Annotated in this window: 17 protein-coding genes and 1 tRNA gene; 9 read left to right on the forward strand and 9 right to left on the reverse strand. The window is 48.4% G+C overall.

Annotation, left to right across the window (positions count from 1 at the left end):
- Positions 1-39 precede the first annotated feature (39 nt).
- On the reverse strand, positions 40-315 hold the full coding sequence (locus SRBAKS_RS07910; protein ID WP_229595876.1) for a hypothetical protein: 276 nt from the start codon (positions 313-315) through the stop codon (positions 40-42).
- Positions 316-1,083: 768 nt separating this feature from the next.
- On the opposite strand from SRBAKS_RS07910, the gene SRBAKS_RS07915 reads away from it, so the two are divergent.
- The 3 genes from SRBAKS_RS07915 to SRBAKS_RS07925 all read left to right on the forward strand — a co-directional run bounded on the left by SRBAKS_RS07915 (position 1,084) and on the right by SRBAKS_RS07925 (position 2,090).
- On the forward strand, positions 1,084-1,257 hold the full coding sequence (locus SRBAKS_RS07915) for a hypothetical protein (RefSeq protein ID WP_229595879.1): 174 nt from the start codon (positions 1,084-1,086) through the stop codon (positions 1,255-1,257).
- Positions 1,258-1,345: 88 nt separating this feature from the next.
- Complete coding sequence (locus SRBAKS_RS07920) at positions 1,346-1,615, forward strand: hypothetical protein (protein ID WP_229595881.1); 270 nt, start codon at positions 1,346-1,348, stop codon at positions 1,613-1,615.
- A complete protein-coding gene (locus SRBAKS_RS07925; protein ID WP_229595882.1) occupies positions 1,587-2,090 on the forward strand; it encodes a hypothetical protein in 504 nt (167 codons plus the stop codon). Before SRBAKS_RS07920 ends, SRBAKS_RS07925 begins: the two co-directional genes overlap by 29 nt.
- A gap of 207 nt (positions 2,091-2,297) precedes the next feature.
- On the opposite strand, the gene SRBAKS_RS07930 is transcribed toward SRBAKS_RS07925, so the two are convergent.
- The 4 genes from SRBAKS_RS07930 to SRBAKS_RS07945 all read right to left on the reverse strand — a co-directional run bounded on the left by SRBAKS_RS07930 (position 2,298) and on the right by SRBAKS_RS07945 (position 6,081).
- The gene (locus SRBAKS_RS07930; protein WP_229595883.1) at positions 2,298-3,137 is read right to left on the reverse strand and encodes a DUF5677 domain-containing protein; all 840 of its coding nucleotides are present in this window, start codon (positions 3,135-3,137) and stop codon (positions 2,298-2,300) included.
- A 55-nt stretch (positions 3,138-3,192) separates the two neighbouring features.
- Positions 3,193-4,401, reverse strand: a complete 1,209-nt coding sequence (locus SRBAKS_RS07935) for a hypothetical protein (protein WP_229595884.1) — start codon at positions 4,399-4,401, stop codon at positions 3,193-3,195.
- 163 nt (positions 4,402-4,564) lie between these two features.
- A complete protein-coding gene (locus tag SRBAKS_RS07940) occupies positions 4,565-5,908 on the reverse strand; it encodes a site-specific integrase (RefSeq protein ID WP_347339463.1) in 1,344 nt (447 codons plus the stop codon).
- Between the two features lie 96 nt (positions 5,909-6,004).
- A tRNA-Pro gene (locus SRBAKS_RS07945) sits at positions 6,005-6,081 on the reverse strand.
- A gap of 490 nt (positions 6,082-6,571) precedes the next feature.
- Here SRBAKS_RS07945 and SRBAKS_RS07950 point away from each other — a divergent pair.
- From SRBAKS_RS07950 to SRBAKS_RS07965, 4 genes are all read left to right on the forward strand, one after another.
- A complete protein-coding gene (locus SRBAKS_RS07950) occupies positions 6,572-6,913 on the forward strand; it encodes a cytoplasmic protein (protein ID WP_229595890.1) in 342 nt (113 codons plus the stop codon).
- Between the two features lie 244 nt (positions 6,914-7,157).
- Positions 7,158-8,642 (forward strand): sodium-dependent transporter, encoded by a 1,485-nt coding sequence (locus SRBAKS_RS07955; RefSeq protein WP_229595891.1) that lies wholly within the window; start codon positions 7,158-7,160, stop codon positions 8,640-8,642.
- Between the two features lie 8 nt (positions 8,643-8,650).
- Complete coding sequence (locus SRBAKS_RS07960; protein ID WP_229595892.1) at positions 8,651-8,752, forward strand: MetS family NSS transporter small subunit; 102 nt, start codon at positions 8,651-8,653, stop codon at positions 8,750-8,752.
- A 318-nt stretch (positions 8,753-9,070) separates the two neighbouring features.
- Positions 9,071-9,901, forward strand: a complete 831-nt coding sequence (locus tag SRBAKS_RS07965) for a hypothetical protein (RefSeq protein ID WP_229595893.1) — start codon at positions 9,071-9,073, stop codon at positions 9,899-9,901.
- A gap of 27 nt (positions 9,902-9,928) precedes the next feature.
- On the opposite strand, the gene trhA is transcribed toward SRBAKS_RS07965, so the two are convergent.
- From trhA to cbiM, 4 genes are all read right to left on the reverse strand, one after another.
- Entirely contained in the window at positions 9,929-10,570 is a 642-nt protein-coding gene (trhA, locus tag SRBAKS_RS07970) for a PAQR family membrane homeostasis protein TrhA (RefSeq protein ID WP_229595895.1), read from the reverse strand.
- A gap of 103 nt (positions 10,571-10,673) precedes the next feature.
- Positions 10,674-11,126, reverse strand: coding sequence for an RrF2 family transcriptional regulator (locus SRBAKS_RS07975; RefSeq protein ID WP_229595897.1), 453 nt, complete (start codon positions 11,124-11,126; stop codon positions 10,674-10,676).
- 472 nt (positions 11,127-11,598) lie between these two features.
- Positions 11,599-12,186 (reverse strand): hypothetical protein, encoded by a 588-nt coding sequence (locus SRBAKS_RS07980; protein ID WP_229595899.1) that lies wholly within the window; start codon positions 12,184-12,186, stop codon positions 11,599-11,601.
- Positions 12,183-12,779 carry a cobalt transporter CbiM gene (cbiM, locus tag SRBAKS_RS07985; RefSeq protein ID WP_229595901.1) on the reverse strand — a complete coding sequence of 199 codons (597 nt, stop codon included), beginning with the start codon at positions 12,777-12,779 and terminating at the stop codon, positions 12,183-12,185. Before cbiM ends, SRBAKS_RS07980 begins: the two co-directional genes overlap by 4 nt.
- Before the next feature lie 209 nt (positions 12,780-12,988).
- Here cbiM and SRBAKS_RS07990 point away from each other — a divergent pair, with 209 nt between their 5' ends.
- Both SRBAKS_RS07990 and SRBAKS_RS07995 read left to right on the forward strand, forming a co-directional pair.
- Complete coding sequence (locus SRBAKS_RS07990) at positions 12,989-14,236, forward strand: HD domain-containing protein (RefSeq protein WP_229595903.1); 1,248 nt, start codon at positions 12,989-12,991, stop codon at positions 14,234-14,236.
- 94 nt (positions 14,237-14,330) lie between these two features.
- The gene (locus SRBAKS_RS07995) at positions 14,331-15,200 is read left to right on the forward strand and encodes a type 2 periplasmic-binding domain-containing protein (protein WP_229595905.1); all 870 of its coding nucleotides are present in this window, start codon (positions 14,331-14,333) and stop codon (positions 15,198-15,200) included.
- The last annotated feature ends 5 nt before the right edge of the window (positions 15,201-15,205 follow it).

Below are 15,205 nucleotides of genomic sequence, written 5' to 3' on the forward strand. Positions count from 1 at the left end.
TATTGTCAGGGCTTGGCAGTCTTCCATCATCATACTTTCTTAGAGCATAAGTCCGAGAACTTCATGGAATCTATTCCAGAGTTCCGGCCCCCAACGAAGAGATCCACGTAACACCGCCCAATAGAACGATGCCTTTGCCCACCATTTCTTCTTTTTCAGAAGTGGTAAGACCGTTTTTTCCATTTCGTCAGATGAAACGAGTTCATCCGTAATTCTTAAGGTGATTTTCCGCTTACGCACTAATCCACAAAGGATGTGATGCGATTCCTCGATCAATTCGAGTTGCTTCTTCTTCTCTACAATTTCTTTATTCATTTGATACCCTACTTCACATGGTTCCCCATGCAGTTTAATGGTTGTACGGCCCGTTAACATTCACTCTTTGCTCTAAGACTGCTGCCACCATGAAGTGCTATCGCCTCAGCGCATACGATCACTACGTCGTCGCAGTCAGTGCGAGTCGTTTAGCTTTCATTGTTCGCGTGGGGGCGACAATTCCACCTTATCGGTGGCGACCATGTGGTCACAAACCTGACCGAAGCCAGGGCGGTCTTTCAACCGGAACGGGACTTATGCACCATGAATAAATAATTGATGCCTTAAGACGGATTTCAAAGAGCTATTGACTGGCGTATCGCCAGCTGTTGAATACACAATAACCAATTCATACTAAAAGTCAAGACTTTTCCAACTATTAGTTGTAATAATCACTAATTTGATCAAAGTTTTCATACTTTATAAGTCTGGATTACTAATTTAATGTTAAATAACAGACAGTAAGACACAACAAATAACTGAGTATGAGAAACACAAGATAGAAATCTATCCCCTTAGCCTTGTCCCTTGATACATGAAGTGGTACATATTGTGGCACAGAACGTTGATACCAATTTGATTAAAAGCTGCATCTACAAGATGTTATAAAAGTAGACAGGTGAAAACTGGTCTCCCACCCTCTCCGCCGTTTTATAGCCAATCAGCCCCTTATATCCCAATCATGGCCGTGCAGGAAACTGTCCGGCTTTTTTTCATGTGGTCCTCGACTCAAGATAAATACAGATAAAGACCACAAGGAGAAACGATATGTTCAGACAATCGCCAAATTACAAAGAAGATCTTTCTATGCTTCTTACCGAACAGACAGCCCCGGAAGGATACGACCACCACGAATGGTTCAACCTAGATAAGCCCAAAGCCCCCAATCCAACCGAATATTGCAAAACGGTATTAAATGAATTGAAAAAGAAGCTCGGATAACTTCACAACAAAGATAAGCCTTGTAGGAACTACAGGGCTTTTTTTTATCCAAAAATAAAATGTAAAAAAGTGTTCTCAGAATACAATTTTGAGCGAATTGGAACACTCCATATGTATAAATAATATTACAATGCCAAAAGAAAAGAAACTGAAATCAAGTATTACATTTACTAAGGATAATTATGAATATGCTAAGAGCACCGGAAATATTTCAGGGTATGTAAACGAGCTAATTCAAGCCGATAGAACAACCGGGATTTTTATCCGAAACGCTTTCAAAGAAGTTATTGCAAAAAAACTAAAAGAAAAAATTATGGAGAACTTACAAGATGTTTTTAAATCACATAGAAAAAACTAACAAACCAATTCCATCTGTTACCGATAAAGTAGCGGATTCTGCCGTTGATGAAACACGCCGTGAACGAATCAAAGAGAAGATCAAGCTTCGCAATCTTGTACGTGAGTATCACGAGGCCGAAGGCGAGGAGAAAGAGCAGGCTTTTCAAATCCTACGGGACCATCTTTTAATAACACCAGACGCGCCAGACGTAACCGAGGAAGTTCTTACTTCGGACATTTCAGCCGCCGTTGTACGTATCCGAGCTGATGACGATAAGATTAACAATTTCTGGAAACGCCAAATGAAGAAAAGCAAGGACTCCGACAACCCAAACGATGCACTGATTTACGATATAGCTGATATTTCTCTTAAGCTTCGCCAGACACATTTAGAACTGCTTGAAGAGATGAACCTGCACCCCAAACAAGCCGAACAAATGGTTCTCAGAATGTCAGTATTGGCTTACTTTAAGCTCCTAGAAAAGCATCTATAAGATTTTAAAATGATTCCATTTTATTAATGGCAGAGTGATCTCCTCACTCAATGTAAAAAGAAGTCTCCCTTTTTTTTGAAAAAAAATATTGGGGAGGCTTCGCCTTTTTGCGGCTACAAGATCAGCATGAACAGCTCTATCTCCTCCACCCCATTTGGCCTAAGCCTTCACCCGCTCTTCGGCCTTTCGACTGAATTCATCACACGACTATCCTAATCCGATTTTAGCCAAGTCACTGTGTAGTAATGCTCGTTGATAATGTTCTTCGTTAGCAGACAGCCATTTCGCAGATGGTTTAAACAACTTGCTATAGTCGATAATTAAACAGGCAATTACAAAACGGACCATTTTCAAAGGTAAGCCGCACATTTGCCGTTGAGCAACGATATCGTTATGCGATGTATAGATTTGGCATACTGCGGTTCTACCAGAATGGGCATGCTCACAGAAAAATTTATATGTGTACTTAAACCCATTTGACAGCTCCGAAGCAACAATCAAGTCATTCCATTGTGGTCGTACCCCATGATTCTGTTTCAGCCTCTTCAGATAACTATCCCGCTTTCCCGCAGACATTCTTTTCCATTCAGCACTTCGCTTGATCTTCCTCATTAGTTCTTGATTGTGCGTCTTCTCAGCGGCCATCACCGGATCGTTTTCATCTTTCAAAGAAGAAAACTTCAACCTCAGATTTGACCCGGTTAGCCTCCACGAAAGATAGGTAAGGTTGCGTTCTGAAATCGATTTCGGCGAAATAAATAGCCAGAAAAAAACCAAATAGGTCTCAATACTAGACCGAGCGAGAGCAATTATTGACGAATAATCACAAAAAGAGAGCGACAAACCATCAAGCTCTATTAAATCCGTAGATTGAAAGATTTTATTCATTGATACAGCATGATTGAGGAGTTTAATTGAAAGGAAATGTGCATCATTATACATTCCGTATAACCCTGTACCTTGCCCTCTGTTAGCCTCAATTACTCCAGCCAACGTTTTGTTAATTTGACTAAACGACCGCACTAGATTGTCCATATAACTATCCATTCAATGCCTCTCTTTCATGATGCTACTGGATAATAGGCCACGACCAAATCGACCATTACCGTCTGAGCTTATTCCGCAATGCAAAAGCGAATAAAGCGGCCAACAATGGCATAACCAATCGTGTTACACCTATAAGAATGGTTTCAGCCCAACCAGCAACAGGCTTGAAGGGAATGGACGAGTATTTGAAAAGCAACGAATTCATGACCAGCGTTCTAAAGACATGGCCAGCATTGGCAAGAGCATTGTCTGCTGTGAGACTTAGCCCTTGAATGACCATGCCTTCGTCGTTCTGGATTCCTCCAAATCCTAAAAGACACCAAGTCAGCACAAACACCAACAGAAAGCTCATAAGCGCCCAATTGTGCTTTTCCCCGTATCCGCTTAATCGCCAGTACCACCACGTTGCATTGTAAAGCCTACTGAAAAGAAAGTGACGAATCTTCATTTTCAACAAATAAACCGATGAAATCAGAGTGTTGCTTGATCCGTTGTTTAGCTCTTTAAACCTAGTGTATGCTTGCTTGTCTCTCGATCTGTACTTGGCCCGTTGAGCTTCCCTTTCCAAAAAGTGCCACTCAGAATATTTGACCCTATCCGCACTGTCTTCCGCTGCCTTTTTCATGGAACGAAAAATGTTTTCCCTTTGAAGAAAATATGCGTGATCAGCATCTTTTTCTAAGAAATCAAACAGGCGAAATTCTGTTCCTGAAAAAGAAACATGGTTAAAACTTGGCACACCATGCATTTTAATTGAGTTAGGCTTTGCAACTTCACACGAGGTAAAAACAGAATGTCTATGAAAATGAACCTTTGAGAAATCGGCACCTTTTAAAAATAACGATCCAGAAAAATCTAAGCCGCGAGTTATAGCCTTAGAAAAATAGAAATGCCCTTCAAATATCTTATTTTGTAAATCTAACTTATTTTCAAAACACGCTCCGTGAAAATTTATTGCAGGAAGGTAGGTAAAATCAGGAAAGACAAAACGACTATGAAAAAATGCCCCACTGAGGTTACATACTTTCTTCTGTTCGACTGCTTCTTCAATTTTATCACGAACCAGCTGATTCAAGCGATCACTAGCCTTATCGACCCTGTCTTTTAAAGCAGGATCATTGAAACCACCAATTTCGTCATCGCCTTTTTTACCTTTATTGTTGTTCCTTTGATGAAAGAGGCATAGACCCCTGCCATCATTTTGGACTTCAACAATTTCTTCATCTGTTTCCCACTCGAATTCATCACATCTATAGCAACGCATCACGACCTCTTTAGCCTGTAGATATAGGGTGTAAGGTATAGGATAGGAGGGACTTGAGCAAGCAACGTAAAAACGGATTCTATCGGCGTAGTCAGCTACACAATGTCCACAGCATCTTTACTGGCCATCCTCAAAGAATCGTCAATCAAATGCGCGTGCTCTTTCAGTACAGGTGTTTCAAGTTTAATGCCCCATATTGAATCCGCTTCATAGCCTCATTGAGTACCCCCAATTCATAGCCGCTGCCATATCTAGCCGCCATGCCTCTCTCCCTATGGCCCTGAATGGCATCCATGACTTCTTTGGGGACACCAGAAGCTCGACATGCATCCTCAAAACAATGCCGAAAACTATGGAAACAATTCTTCCCGTGCTTCACCCCAACAACTTTAAAGAACCGCTGGAAGTGCGCTGAAGCATTCTTTGACCAATACCCTTCACTACTCATCTTCAGGTCAGGGAAGAATCTTTCTTGGCCCTCGGCTCTGAGTCTCTTAACATACATCTTGAAGCCGAGTCGGAACAACTCTGCATGAACGGGTATCTGCCTTTCAGAGTGGGCGGTCTTGAGGCTCATATCCTCCCGGTTGGCGTGGATGTCAAAGAAGGTAATCCCCTGCTTTTCCCGCACGTCCTCGGTGTAAAGCTGGCACATCTCACCCAGCCTCATACCAGTGAACAGACCGATCAGGGGAATCCAGTAGCGATACGAATCTCTCAATGAGTATGTGCCGGGATTCCTCCAGCCTTTGTACGACCTACAGCCAGTGAAGGTGGGAGCCTTGAAAATGATGTTTAGTTCCTCTGTGGTGAATGGGTCACGGTCCTTTTTTGGGTTTACTTTGATCTTGTACGCCATTCCATCCAATGGATTCGACGGTTCCTCATCGTAGTTCCTGCTTATCCATTTCCAAAGAGCCGAGGCTCCAATAATGTACTTGTTCACATTGGCCCTCGACATAAGCTCTAAACCCATGGATTCAGCTGCTTGGGGTATGTTTTGAACTGAAAACCCCTTCAATTCTTTGAATTTATCAACGTTCTTAGGGAATTTTGACATGACATCCCTGAACTTCCTACCATCGGCCTTGGTGTACTGATCAATAGGCCTGTCTCCCACAATGGTTATGAAGCGATCAGTCCAAGCCTGGTTCTGGTCGGTTGTACGTTTTGTCCATCCACCTTCAATGGCTTTCATCTTGAACCACTCATCGCGGACCTTAGAAAGCAATGGTGAACGTGTTTCAGGCTTGGCTACTGTGGTGTCACCGATTATATTCTTAGTCTTAAGAGCTGGTTCACCTTTAAGCATACGACGATGGGCTTCAAATTTTTCATCCACTTTCACGGCAGCAATACGAAGCAACCTCAATGCCTTATCGTAGTCCTTTGTCATGAGAGAGAATGTTTCTTCCGTCTTGGGGTAGGTTCCCTTGATATCAACAGGGATTTTGGCACGGTGATAGTAAGTTGCGCCACGGCGAAAAAGTCGAGTTTGTCCAGCCATTATTACGACCTCGGTGTAACAGTTTGGTGTAACAAGGCCACAAAAAAAGGCCTTGAACCTTAGTAAGTTACTAAGAATCAAGACCTAAATTTTTCCTGGTCGGGGCGAAGAGATTTGAACTCCCGGCATCCTGCTCCCAAAGCAGGCGCGCTACCAGACTGCGCCACGCCCCGTCAGATTCGTGAGGATTCTCACTGGCAGCGATACTTTCGTACTTCGCCGCCGAAGGGATGAATTACCTACTGCAAAAGACTCGCCTTAGCAAGTGCCGTGTCACGTTCAATGCAATATCTTTGTTCCCGGCTGAACCACAGGCGTCTCTGCAACCCATGTCCCCAGGCACCCCATCGATCTCGACACACATTGTTATTGATGAAATGCGATCACATGCACATATTCTCAGAAACGACTTGTGTTTTTATAAATAGTAATTATTATCGCTTCAGTCGTGAGAGCACAGTCGTCAATCCGCCATGTAACGAATTAAACGGAGACTGCCGTGGCTGCAGCAAAAAACAGGATGTGAACGGCCCGGCCCCGCTCTTGTGGGCAGAGCCTGGGAGGAATGGAACGTCGAACAGGCTTTCGAGGAGAAATAAATGACGACGACCCAGCCCTCAGGCATATGACTGGAGGGCCTTTGTATGAACAACAGGAGGAATCATGAATTGTCTTTACGCCTTTAACGGCGAACTTATGTGTTTTGTCCACGTCCTGCTCAATGCCTTGGACATGAAGGAAAAAGGAACGGAAGCCGTTATCGTGCTCGAGGGCGCTTCCGTCAAGCTCATCCCCATGCTCGAAGACAAGGACAACCCGTTTTCACCCCTGTACTTCAAAGCCAAGGAAGCCGGACTCATTGACGGCGCATGCAAGGCGTGCTCTGCCAAGCTCGGCGTGCTCGACGCGGTCAAGGAAGCGGGCATCACCCTGTTGGACGACATGGCAGGCCACCCTTCCATCGACGCATACCAAAAAAGAGGATATACGGTTATTACTTTCTAAATCAGTATATTCATGTCGATTTATAGAACCACGGAGAATAATCTCCGTGGTTTCGCAGTTTAGAGCTCTGGACATTCAGTGGAGAATCACCTAAGCCAGAACCGTTTTAGGGAAGCAACCGGGACCGCTATGCAAACGTCAATGTGTACCGATCCTGATTACGGCAGCGCAGACTCTCAACCTCGGCTCTGCCTTTTTTACCCGTCTCTGACGGGAGACTCGCAACTTTCATAGGTGATACACAATGGCTCAACGTGAACAATGGGGTTCCCGTGCCGGCTTCGTGCTGGCCGCGGTTGGCTCCGCTATCGGTCTGGGAAATATCTGGCGTTTTCCGTACATGGCATATGAGAACGGCGGCGGCGCCTTCCTCATTCCCTACATCTTCGCCCTGCTTACCGCAGGTATTCCCTTCATGATTCTCGAATTCGGCATGGGCCACAAATTCCGTGGCTCCGCGCCCAAAGTCTTCCGCTCCCTCAACGCCAAATGGGAATGGATAGGCTGGATGCAGGTCGTGGTGGCGCTGGTCATTTCCATATACTATGTGGCTGTCATCGGCTGGACCATCAACTATACCGGCTTCGCCTTCAGCCAGGCATGGGGCAGTGACCCGAAAGGGTTCTTCTTTGGGGATTACCTCGGTCTGACCGGCTCTCCCTTTGAGCTGGGCGGCATCCGTCTGCCCATCCTGGCCGCCTGTACCCTGGCCTGGGGCATCACATGGCTCGCCATCACCTCCGGGGTGCGCAAAGGGATCGAACGCGCATGCAAGGTCCTGATCCCCCTGCTCTTCGTCCTCGTGCTGGTACTCATCGCCCGTGTAGTCACCCTGCCTGGCGCCATGACAGGCCTGAACTTCCTGTTTCAACCCGATTTCAGCAAACTCCTGGACTTCTCTGTTTGGGCTGACGCTTATGGCCAGATATTCTTCTCACTGTCCATCGGCTTCTCCATCATGCTGGCCTACTCCAGCTACCTGCCCAAGGACTCGGATATCAACAACAACGCGGCCATCACCGTATTCATCAACTGCGGCTTCTCCATGCTCGCAGGCGTCATGATCTTCTCCGTGCTGGGCAACATGGCCCATGCTACCGGTCAGGCGGTTTCCGATGTTGCAGGCGCAGGCGTCGGCCTGGCTTTCGTCACCATTCCGGCAGCCATCAACACCATGCCTGCTCCTATCTTCGTGGGGACGCTCTTCTTCCTCTGCCTGACCATGGCCGGTATCAGCTCCCACATCTCCATCGTGGAAGCGGTCAGCTCCGCCTTTATCGACAAATTCGAATGGAGCCGCAAAAAAACCGCCAGCCTGGTCTGTGCCTTCGGATTCGCCATGACCCTCATCTTCACCACCGGCGGCGGCCTGCTCATCCTTGATATCGTGGATCATTTCATCAACAACCTGTGCATCCTCGGACTGGCACTGGTCGAAATCAGCCTCATGAGCTACATTGTCGGCCTTAATGAAATCAAGACCCACGTCAATGCCACCTCGGATTTCTCTGTGGGCACTGCCTGGAAGGTCTTCCTCATGCTCGTAACCGTGGCCATCCTCGGCTACACCTTTGTCATGAATATCATCACAGACTACGGCACCCCCTACGGAGGCTACTCCACTCAGGATCTGATCTCCCTTGGCTGGTCGATCCTGCCTGTGGCCTTTATCCTTTCCCTGGTCCTGAACAAGCGACAGGCTGCACGCAGCTTTGCCCGCATCAAATAGGAGACAGTATGTCCACATTCGCAATCATCATGATGATCCTCGGCCTTGGTGTGACCTGGGGCGGCGCTGCATTTTGCATCCGTCTGGCCATACAGAAACAAGGCCGCTAGACCGCATACCATCACTCACAAAAAAGGGGCGACATCATACTGATGTCGCCCCTTTTTCATAGTCAACAACCATTTTCCCAACAGGATTATTGACATACTTTTCAAATGAATTGTACATTTGAGCCTGCTCTGGCACAAAAGGGTCTCTTTTGTGCGTATTGACGCTTCCCCCTTTTCATAAGCTCCGTAGTTTTACTGGATTCACCTTTATTCAGTCGGGGAAACACCATGCCAATGACCAGAGCCTTGCTTTACTACCTTGTCTACTTTTCGATTTTCACCATTCTCGCCGTAACCCTGTGAAAACCATTAGAAGAATTGGGAGTACCAAATCAGGACCTGCCAATCCTTCTTTCCTGGATGATGACAATTATTTTCATGATAATGACCTTGATCCTCACCGTCATTGCCCCTGAAAAACCATTTGCCTTTACCAGTAAAGCCCGTCGATTAACACATTTCTGCGTATATGTTGGCCTATTTACCCTGTTGGCCTGCATTCTCCCCATCTTCCCAGCCAAGAAAAATCTGGATTATACCTGGGCAGCTGGCTTGGCACCACTCGCCCTCTTTCCTTTGATGGTTCAATCCATACGCCCTCCGATCAAACTGATTGCCATCCCCAAGTCGCGCGACAGTCGATGGCGGCACCTCAAATACAGCGGCATATACTCCCTCGTTTTGCTCCTTTTAGGCATAGCAGTAGCCGCCTATGCCATGACCATCGGACCAAAGCGTATTGATTCAGCTAATTTTACTGTGCTTATATATGCCACTGCGGCTATTCTTTACGGAGTTCATTTGATCCTGCTCCACCGAATCATCGTGATCAAGCCACACTCTCGGTTTGACGCAATGCCTGCTATGGCCCGCTACAAAAGGCTGGCTGCCTATATCATTACCTATGCTGCCATCGACATACTTGGACCCTGGATTATTTCGGAATACTGGCAGTGGCAGTCTGACATTTTTGCCAATTGCTCTCTAGCCATCGTTATTACCTTCTTTTTCTGTGCGGCATATGGGACTGATGGGACGCCGTTCAAGGGCGTAACCATCTTCTCAGGACCGATTCAGGCACATAAAGAGGGGGCGAATAGCTCAATCAGACGCCGTCTCAAGGAGATTCACGCGAATACTGAAGTATAGTTGGCCGGACATTCAGGGGGAAAAAAATCAGATATACCTGTACATCACCATGAAGTGACACGCGCTGCCGCCAATGACGAACAGATGAAAAATCTCATGAAACCCAAAATGACCGGGAAGCGGGTTGGGCCATTTGATCGCATAGATAACCGCACCTATGGAGTAACTCAGTCCGCCAGCCACCAGCCAGCCAAGGGCCGGACCTGGTAGAGACAGATAGAGCGGATAGGCACCCACCAGGATCAGCCACCCCATGCCGAGATAGATACCCGTGGAAAGCCAACGCGGTGCGGTCAGCCAAAAAACTTTCATGACGATGCCTGACAGGGCCAGCCCCCAGATGACACCAAAGATGGACCAGCCCCATGGGCCACGCAGGGGGATGAGACAAATGGGGGTGTAGGTGGCTGCGATATAGAAGAAGATCATGGAGTGATCCACTCGTCGCAGAAAACGCACCTTGTCCTCGGAGACCGGTAGCCAGTGGTAAAGCGTGCTGGCCGTGTACAGCAGCACCATGCCCCCGCCAAAAATGGAAAAGGTCACGATATGCCACGGCATGGCCGGACTGACCGAACGCAGAATCAACAGGACCGTACCGAAAATGGCCAGCGCCGCTGCTATACAATGAGTCAGTCCGCTCATGGGATCACGAAGGGAAATGGCCACAGATGCTCCACGGTAAAAGATACACCGATCATACAGGATACACCAGTCCACAGGGATAAACAAGCGTTTCACCCCCTCCAGGATCAACAACAGCGCACGCTGATCAGGGCCGGGTACGCCCCAATGGAGTCGGGACAAAATGGCCGCAGGTTGCTGTGTCGCTCAGCAGGTCTGCCAGTGTGAACGTATTCAACCGATCATACATGGCGTCCGCAGCTTCCTGCCACAACCTGCGGGTGAGGCAGACATCAAGGCGGTCACAATCCTTTTCATCACTGCGGCATTCCACCAGGGAATCGTCGCCTTCCAGGGCGTACACGACCCGTCCAATGGATATCTCCTCTGGAGGAACAGCCAGTGAGTGCCCGCCGTGGGGCCCCCGTTTGGAAGTGACAAACCCGATATCTTTCAACTTGCGGATGAGCTTTTCCAGATACTTTGCGGAAACGCCCTGTCGATCTGCAATATCATGAATGCGGACAGGTCCTTCCTGACAATGCTGTGCAATGTCGATCATCATTCGTGTGCCGTAACGGCTTCGTGTGGTCAGTTTCATATGAACCTCTTGATTCATCTCTATGTTGTATGCGTGACCGCCTCTTCCACGACAAGGCGGTCGTTCAGAAAAAATTCTTCAGCATCCCGAAGTAACCAAGGACAACAACAATTTTGGCAAGTACAGCCCACGCCTTTTGACCTTGATACCATTGGAACTACGCCAGATGGCAACGGAAATGAAGATCCAATAGACAAGACTCAACAGAAGAAAGAACAGTATGCTCAGTGCGGTCAATCTGTTTTGGGCAACAACAACGCTCAACAACAGTATGATAACATTCAAAAAAAACAGTACCGACGACCCCATAAATCCAATAGGTTTGAGCCAACGGGAACTCACCGCGCCATAGAGCCTTGATCTTGTCTATTTTACCTCCGACGCATAATTCACCTACTTTTCATAGGAGAATTATCATAAAAAAAAGGGCGCGACAACAATTCACGCCCTTAAAAGTCTGATTTAGGGCAAATTACTTTCCCTGACGCCGCCCTTTCATGTATGCGGCGACACCGAACAAACCGATAATCCAACCTATTCCGCCGATAATCTCAGTCATTGAAGGCCCGGCATCGTGCATCTCGGCAAGCATGCGCTTCACTGGCTCCAACTCCCGATGCACGATCTTCTCCACTTCAGAGGAGCCAACAGAAGACGTCACGGCTGTCGGTTGGACAGCGGCAGGGTCTTTTGCCGAGGCCGCTGGGGCCGTATCAGTACCATACTCCGCATACTTGACGACCCACTCTGCCTGATGACCGGTACCGGCCTTGAGCAGCAGACGCAGATCCATGTGATTCGCATGGGCCGCCTCGGGAATTTCGAAATCAAATCGTCCCTGCTGATTGGTAGAACCGCTGAGCAACAGGGTGCCTGTGGCAACGTCATAGACCTCGACGATCCCGTCGTACACGCGCTTGCTCTTGCTGTACCCGCTGTCCGTGACCACGGTGTTGCCTTCGACATAGGCGAAAATATTTACTTTATGCGCTTCGGATACCGCTGCCAGAAACAGGGTGACGGCCATTGCCAGACAAATGGAAAGAATCAGACGTTTCATGCAGCAAGCACCTCCGGCTTGACTTTGGCGAGAAATCCATACGCGAACCCGGTAATAACCCCCTCAACAACCATGATGGGCAGGTGGGCGTAAAACAAAACCTTGGCGGCATTCACAAAGGCATCTCCAGACAGTGCCAACGCACTGGCTGTAAGGACTGTACTGAGTAACATGGCCAAAAAACCGCAGGAGAAGGCAGCAATAAACTTGCTCCCGGTCCCCTTTGCGAGCATGGGCCGAAATAGATAAAAACAGATCACCGCAGGTGCGGCCATGGTGAAACAATTGAGTCCCAGCACGGTCAATCCCCCAAACTGGAACAACACGGCCTGGAGCGTCAGCGCCACCAGAATGGACGGGAACGCGCCCCACCCGAGGATCACGCCGAGCAGGCCGCCGAGGATTAGATGACCGTTGGCCGGTCCGATGGGCACATGGATAAGTGAGGCGACAAAAAAGGCGGCTGACAATATGGCCACTGACATGAGCTCGTCATAGTCGATTTTCTTGAGCCCGATGGCAGTTCCAGCCACGGTCAGAGCCGCTCCTCCCAGGAGCACGGGTCCGGACAAGACCCCTTCTGATATATGCATTTATTCCTGCTTTTTCTGTATGTCGCGCCACGAGAACGAGTGCGATTACAGGGCGTTTTTAAGTCGTGTTAACATTTTCAAATCCGTATACACCCTGTGACAGCATTTTTCAAGGGGTGTTCACTGTTCTGAACGCTATCCGCCCCGGTTGCCAACACCCTGTATTTTCGGCACTGTTGGGAGCCTACAAACATCCAATGGGAGCACGCATGTCCGTTATCATTCGCAAGAGCCTTCTGGAGCTTATATTTTCCGGCGCATTCATGAAGCGGTGGAACGACAAGCTGCGGCCCATGGAGCTGGTGGAAGTGGACAAGCAGGGACACAAGATGATTGTGGCCTGGCTGCTTTTCCTGCTCAACTCCCACGATCTGGACGTGGCCCGAAAGCGCGCCCTGGGCGAAGCGATCATCGAAGGCGGTATCTATGACTATCTTTTCAGACTGGTCATCACGGACATCAAGCCGCCGGTGTTTTATCGCATCAAGGAAAACCCCGAAGACTACAAGACACTGTCCAAGTGGGTGCTTGATCAGCTCCGCCCCCGGATCATGCCGTTGGGTGAAGAGTTCATGGAAGGGATGAACGAGTATCTCATGCAGCCCGAAGACAAGGGGCTTGCCCGCCGCATCCTCAAGGCGGCTCACCTGTATGCCAGCTATTCCGAATTCAAGCTGCTCAAGTCCATCAATACCATGGACCATGAACTGATCGAGATCGAAGAAAGTTTCATCTCCCGTCTGGAAAGCCTCCGCGACCTTGAAGGCGTCTCTGCACTGTTGAATGAAGATAGCAACGTCCTCGGCGGATTCGCGCGCATGTGCGGTCGGCTCCGGTTCCAGAAGCGCTGGTCGCAAACACCGCGTGTGCCCGAGACCTCCGTCCTTGGACACATGTTCATCGTGGCCACCTATTCCTGGTTTTTCAGCATGGAAGTTGGGGCGTGCCGCGCTCGACGCCAGAACAATTTTTTCTGCGGACTCTTTCACGACCTGCCCGAGCTGCTCACCCGAGATATCATCTCGCCGGTCAAAGGCGCATCACAGGAGATCGGCGATCTGATACATGAGTATGAAAACCGCGAATTGCTGCGCGTGGTACTGACCCCGCTCAAGGATGGTGGCTATACGGATATCGCGGCCAGGCTGGAGTATCTGCTCGGACTTGAGGTGGGCAGCGAGTTCAAGGCCACGGTCGTGCATAACGGCATCATCAAGGAAGCCAGCGACAGGCAACTTGCCGGGGAATACAATCAGGACTCCCTCGACCCCAAGGACGGTCCGTTGCTCAAGGTCGCGGATTCACTCGCAGCCTATATCGAAGCCCATACCGCGCTCAAGAACGGCATCTCATCCGACCAGCTCCATCACGCTCTCTATCGTATCCAGCAGAATTACAACAAGAAACCGGTCATCGCAGGAGTGCAGGTGAGCGCCCTGCTCGCGGATTTCGGATAAAAATTTTTATTTGTATATAGATCTATGAATTGATACTTTTAAAAAAAAGAAGGTAGCAATTTCGGCATTACCACATGAAATTCTGGAGAAGGCTGTGGTTTCCAAACATTTAATTATGGTTATCGTATTGGTGTTGATCTGTACGACGACGCCTGCCTTTCCCAGGGATGAAATACTGCTTCCTTTGGGAGCTTCTCCTACCGACCAGCGCAACATCTATCCTGTCAGGGTACTCAAGAAGGCACTTGATGCCACTCTTGACACGGATGGTCCATATTCGATCACTTATGCATCGCTCCGAATGACACGAAATCGTGCGTTGTCAGAACTGGAAGAAGGAAAGACGCTCACCGTCTATCCAGCGGCAACACGGGCAGAATGGGAAGCAAATGCGATTCCTGTTCGCATTCCCTTCATGAAAGGTCTCTTGGGGTATCGCCTCCTTCTTGTCCATAGAGACCGCTTGCCATATTTAGGCAACGTGAAGGATATTGAGCATCTGAAAAAGTTCAGGGCCGGGGGAGGGACCCAGTGGACGACAACAGCCATCCTGAACAAAGCAGGGTTCAATGTTATTACCAGCTCGCATTATGATGGACTCTTCGGGATGCTCGCATCTCACCGTTTTGAGATATTCCCTCGCGGAATAAATGAAATATATCTAGAGCTTAAAGAAAACAAAAAAAAGTACCCCGAACTTCGGGTCGAACCCACACTTGCACTCTATTTCCCCACTCCAAGCTACTTCTTTATTTCGCCCAAACACCCTGAACTTGCGGACCGTATCAGGCGAGGAATGGAGATTCTGCTCAAAACAGGCGTCCTCGATCAACTGTTCGAAAGGGAATTCAACACTGTAATAGCACAAGCCAACCTCAAAAGCAGACGCATCCTGACGATCCCCAACCCGATGCTCCCCAAAGAAACACCGCTTGATCAGCCAGAACTCTGGTTTATCCCCTGACAGGC

Origin of the sequence: Pseudodesulfovibrio sediminis (genome assembly GCF_020886695.1) — a bacterium.
Taxonomy (GTDB): domain Bacteria; phylum Desulfobacterota; class Desulfovibrionia; order Desulfovibrionales; family Desulfovibrionaceae; genus Pseudodesulfovibrio; species Pseudodesulfovibrio sediminis.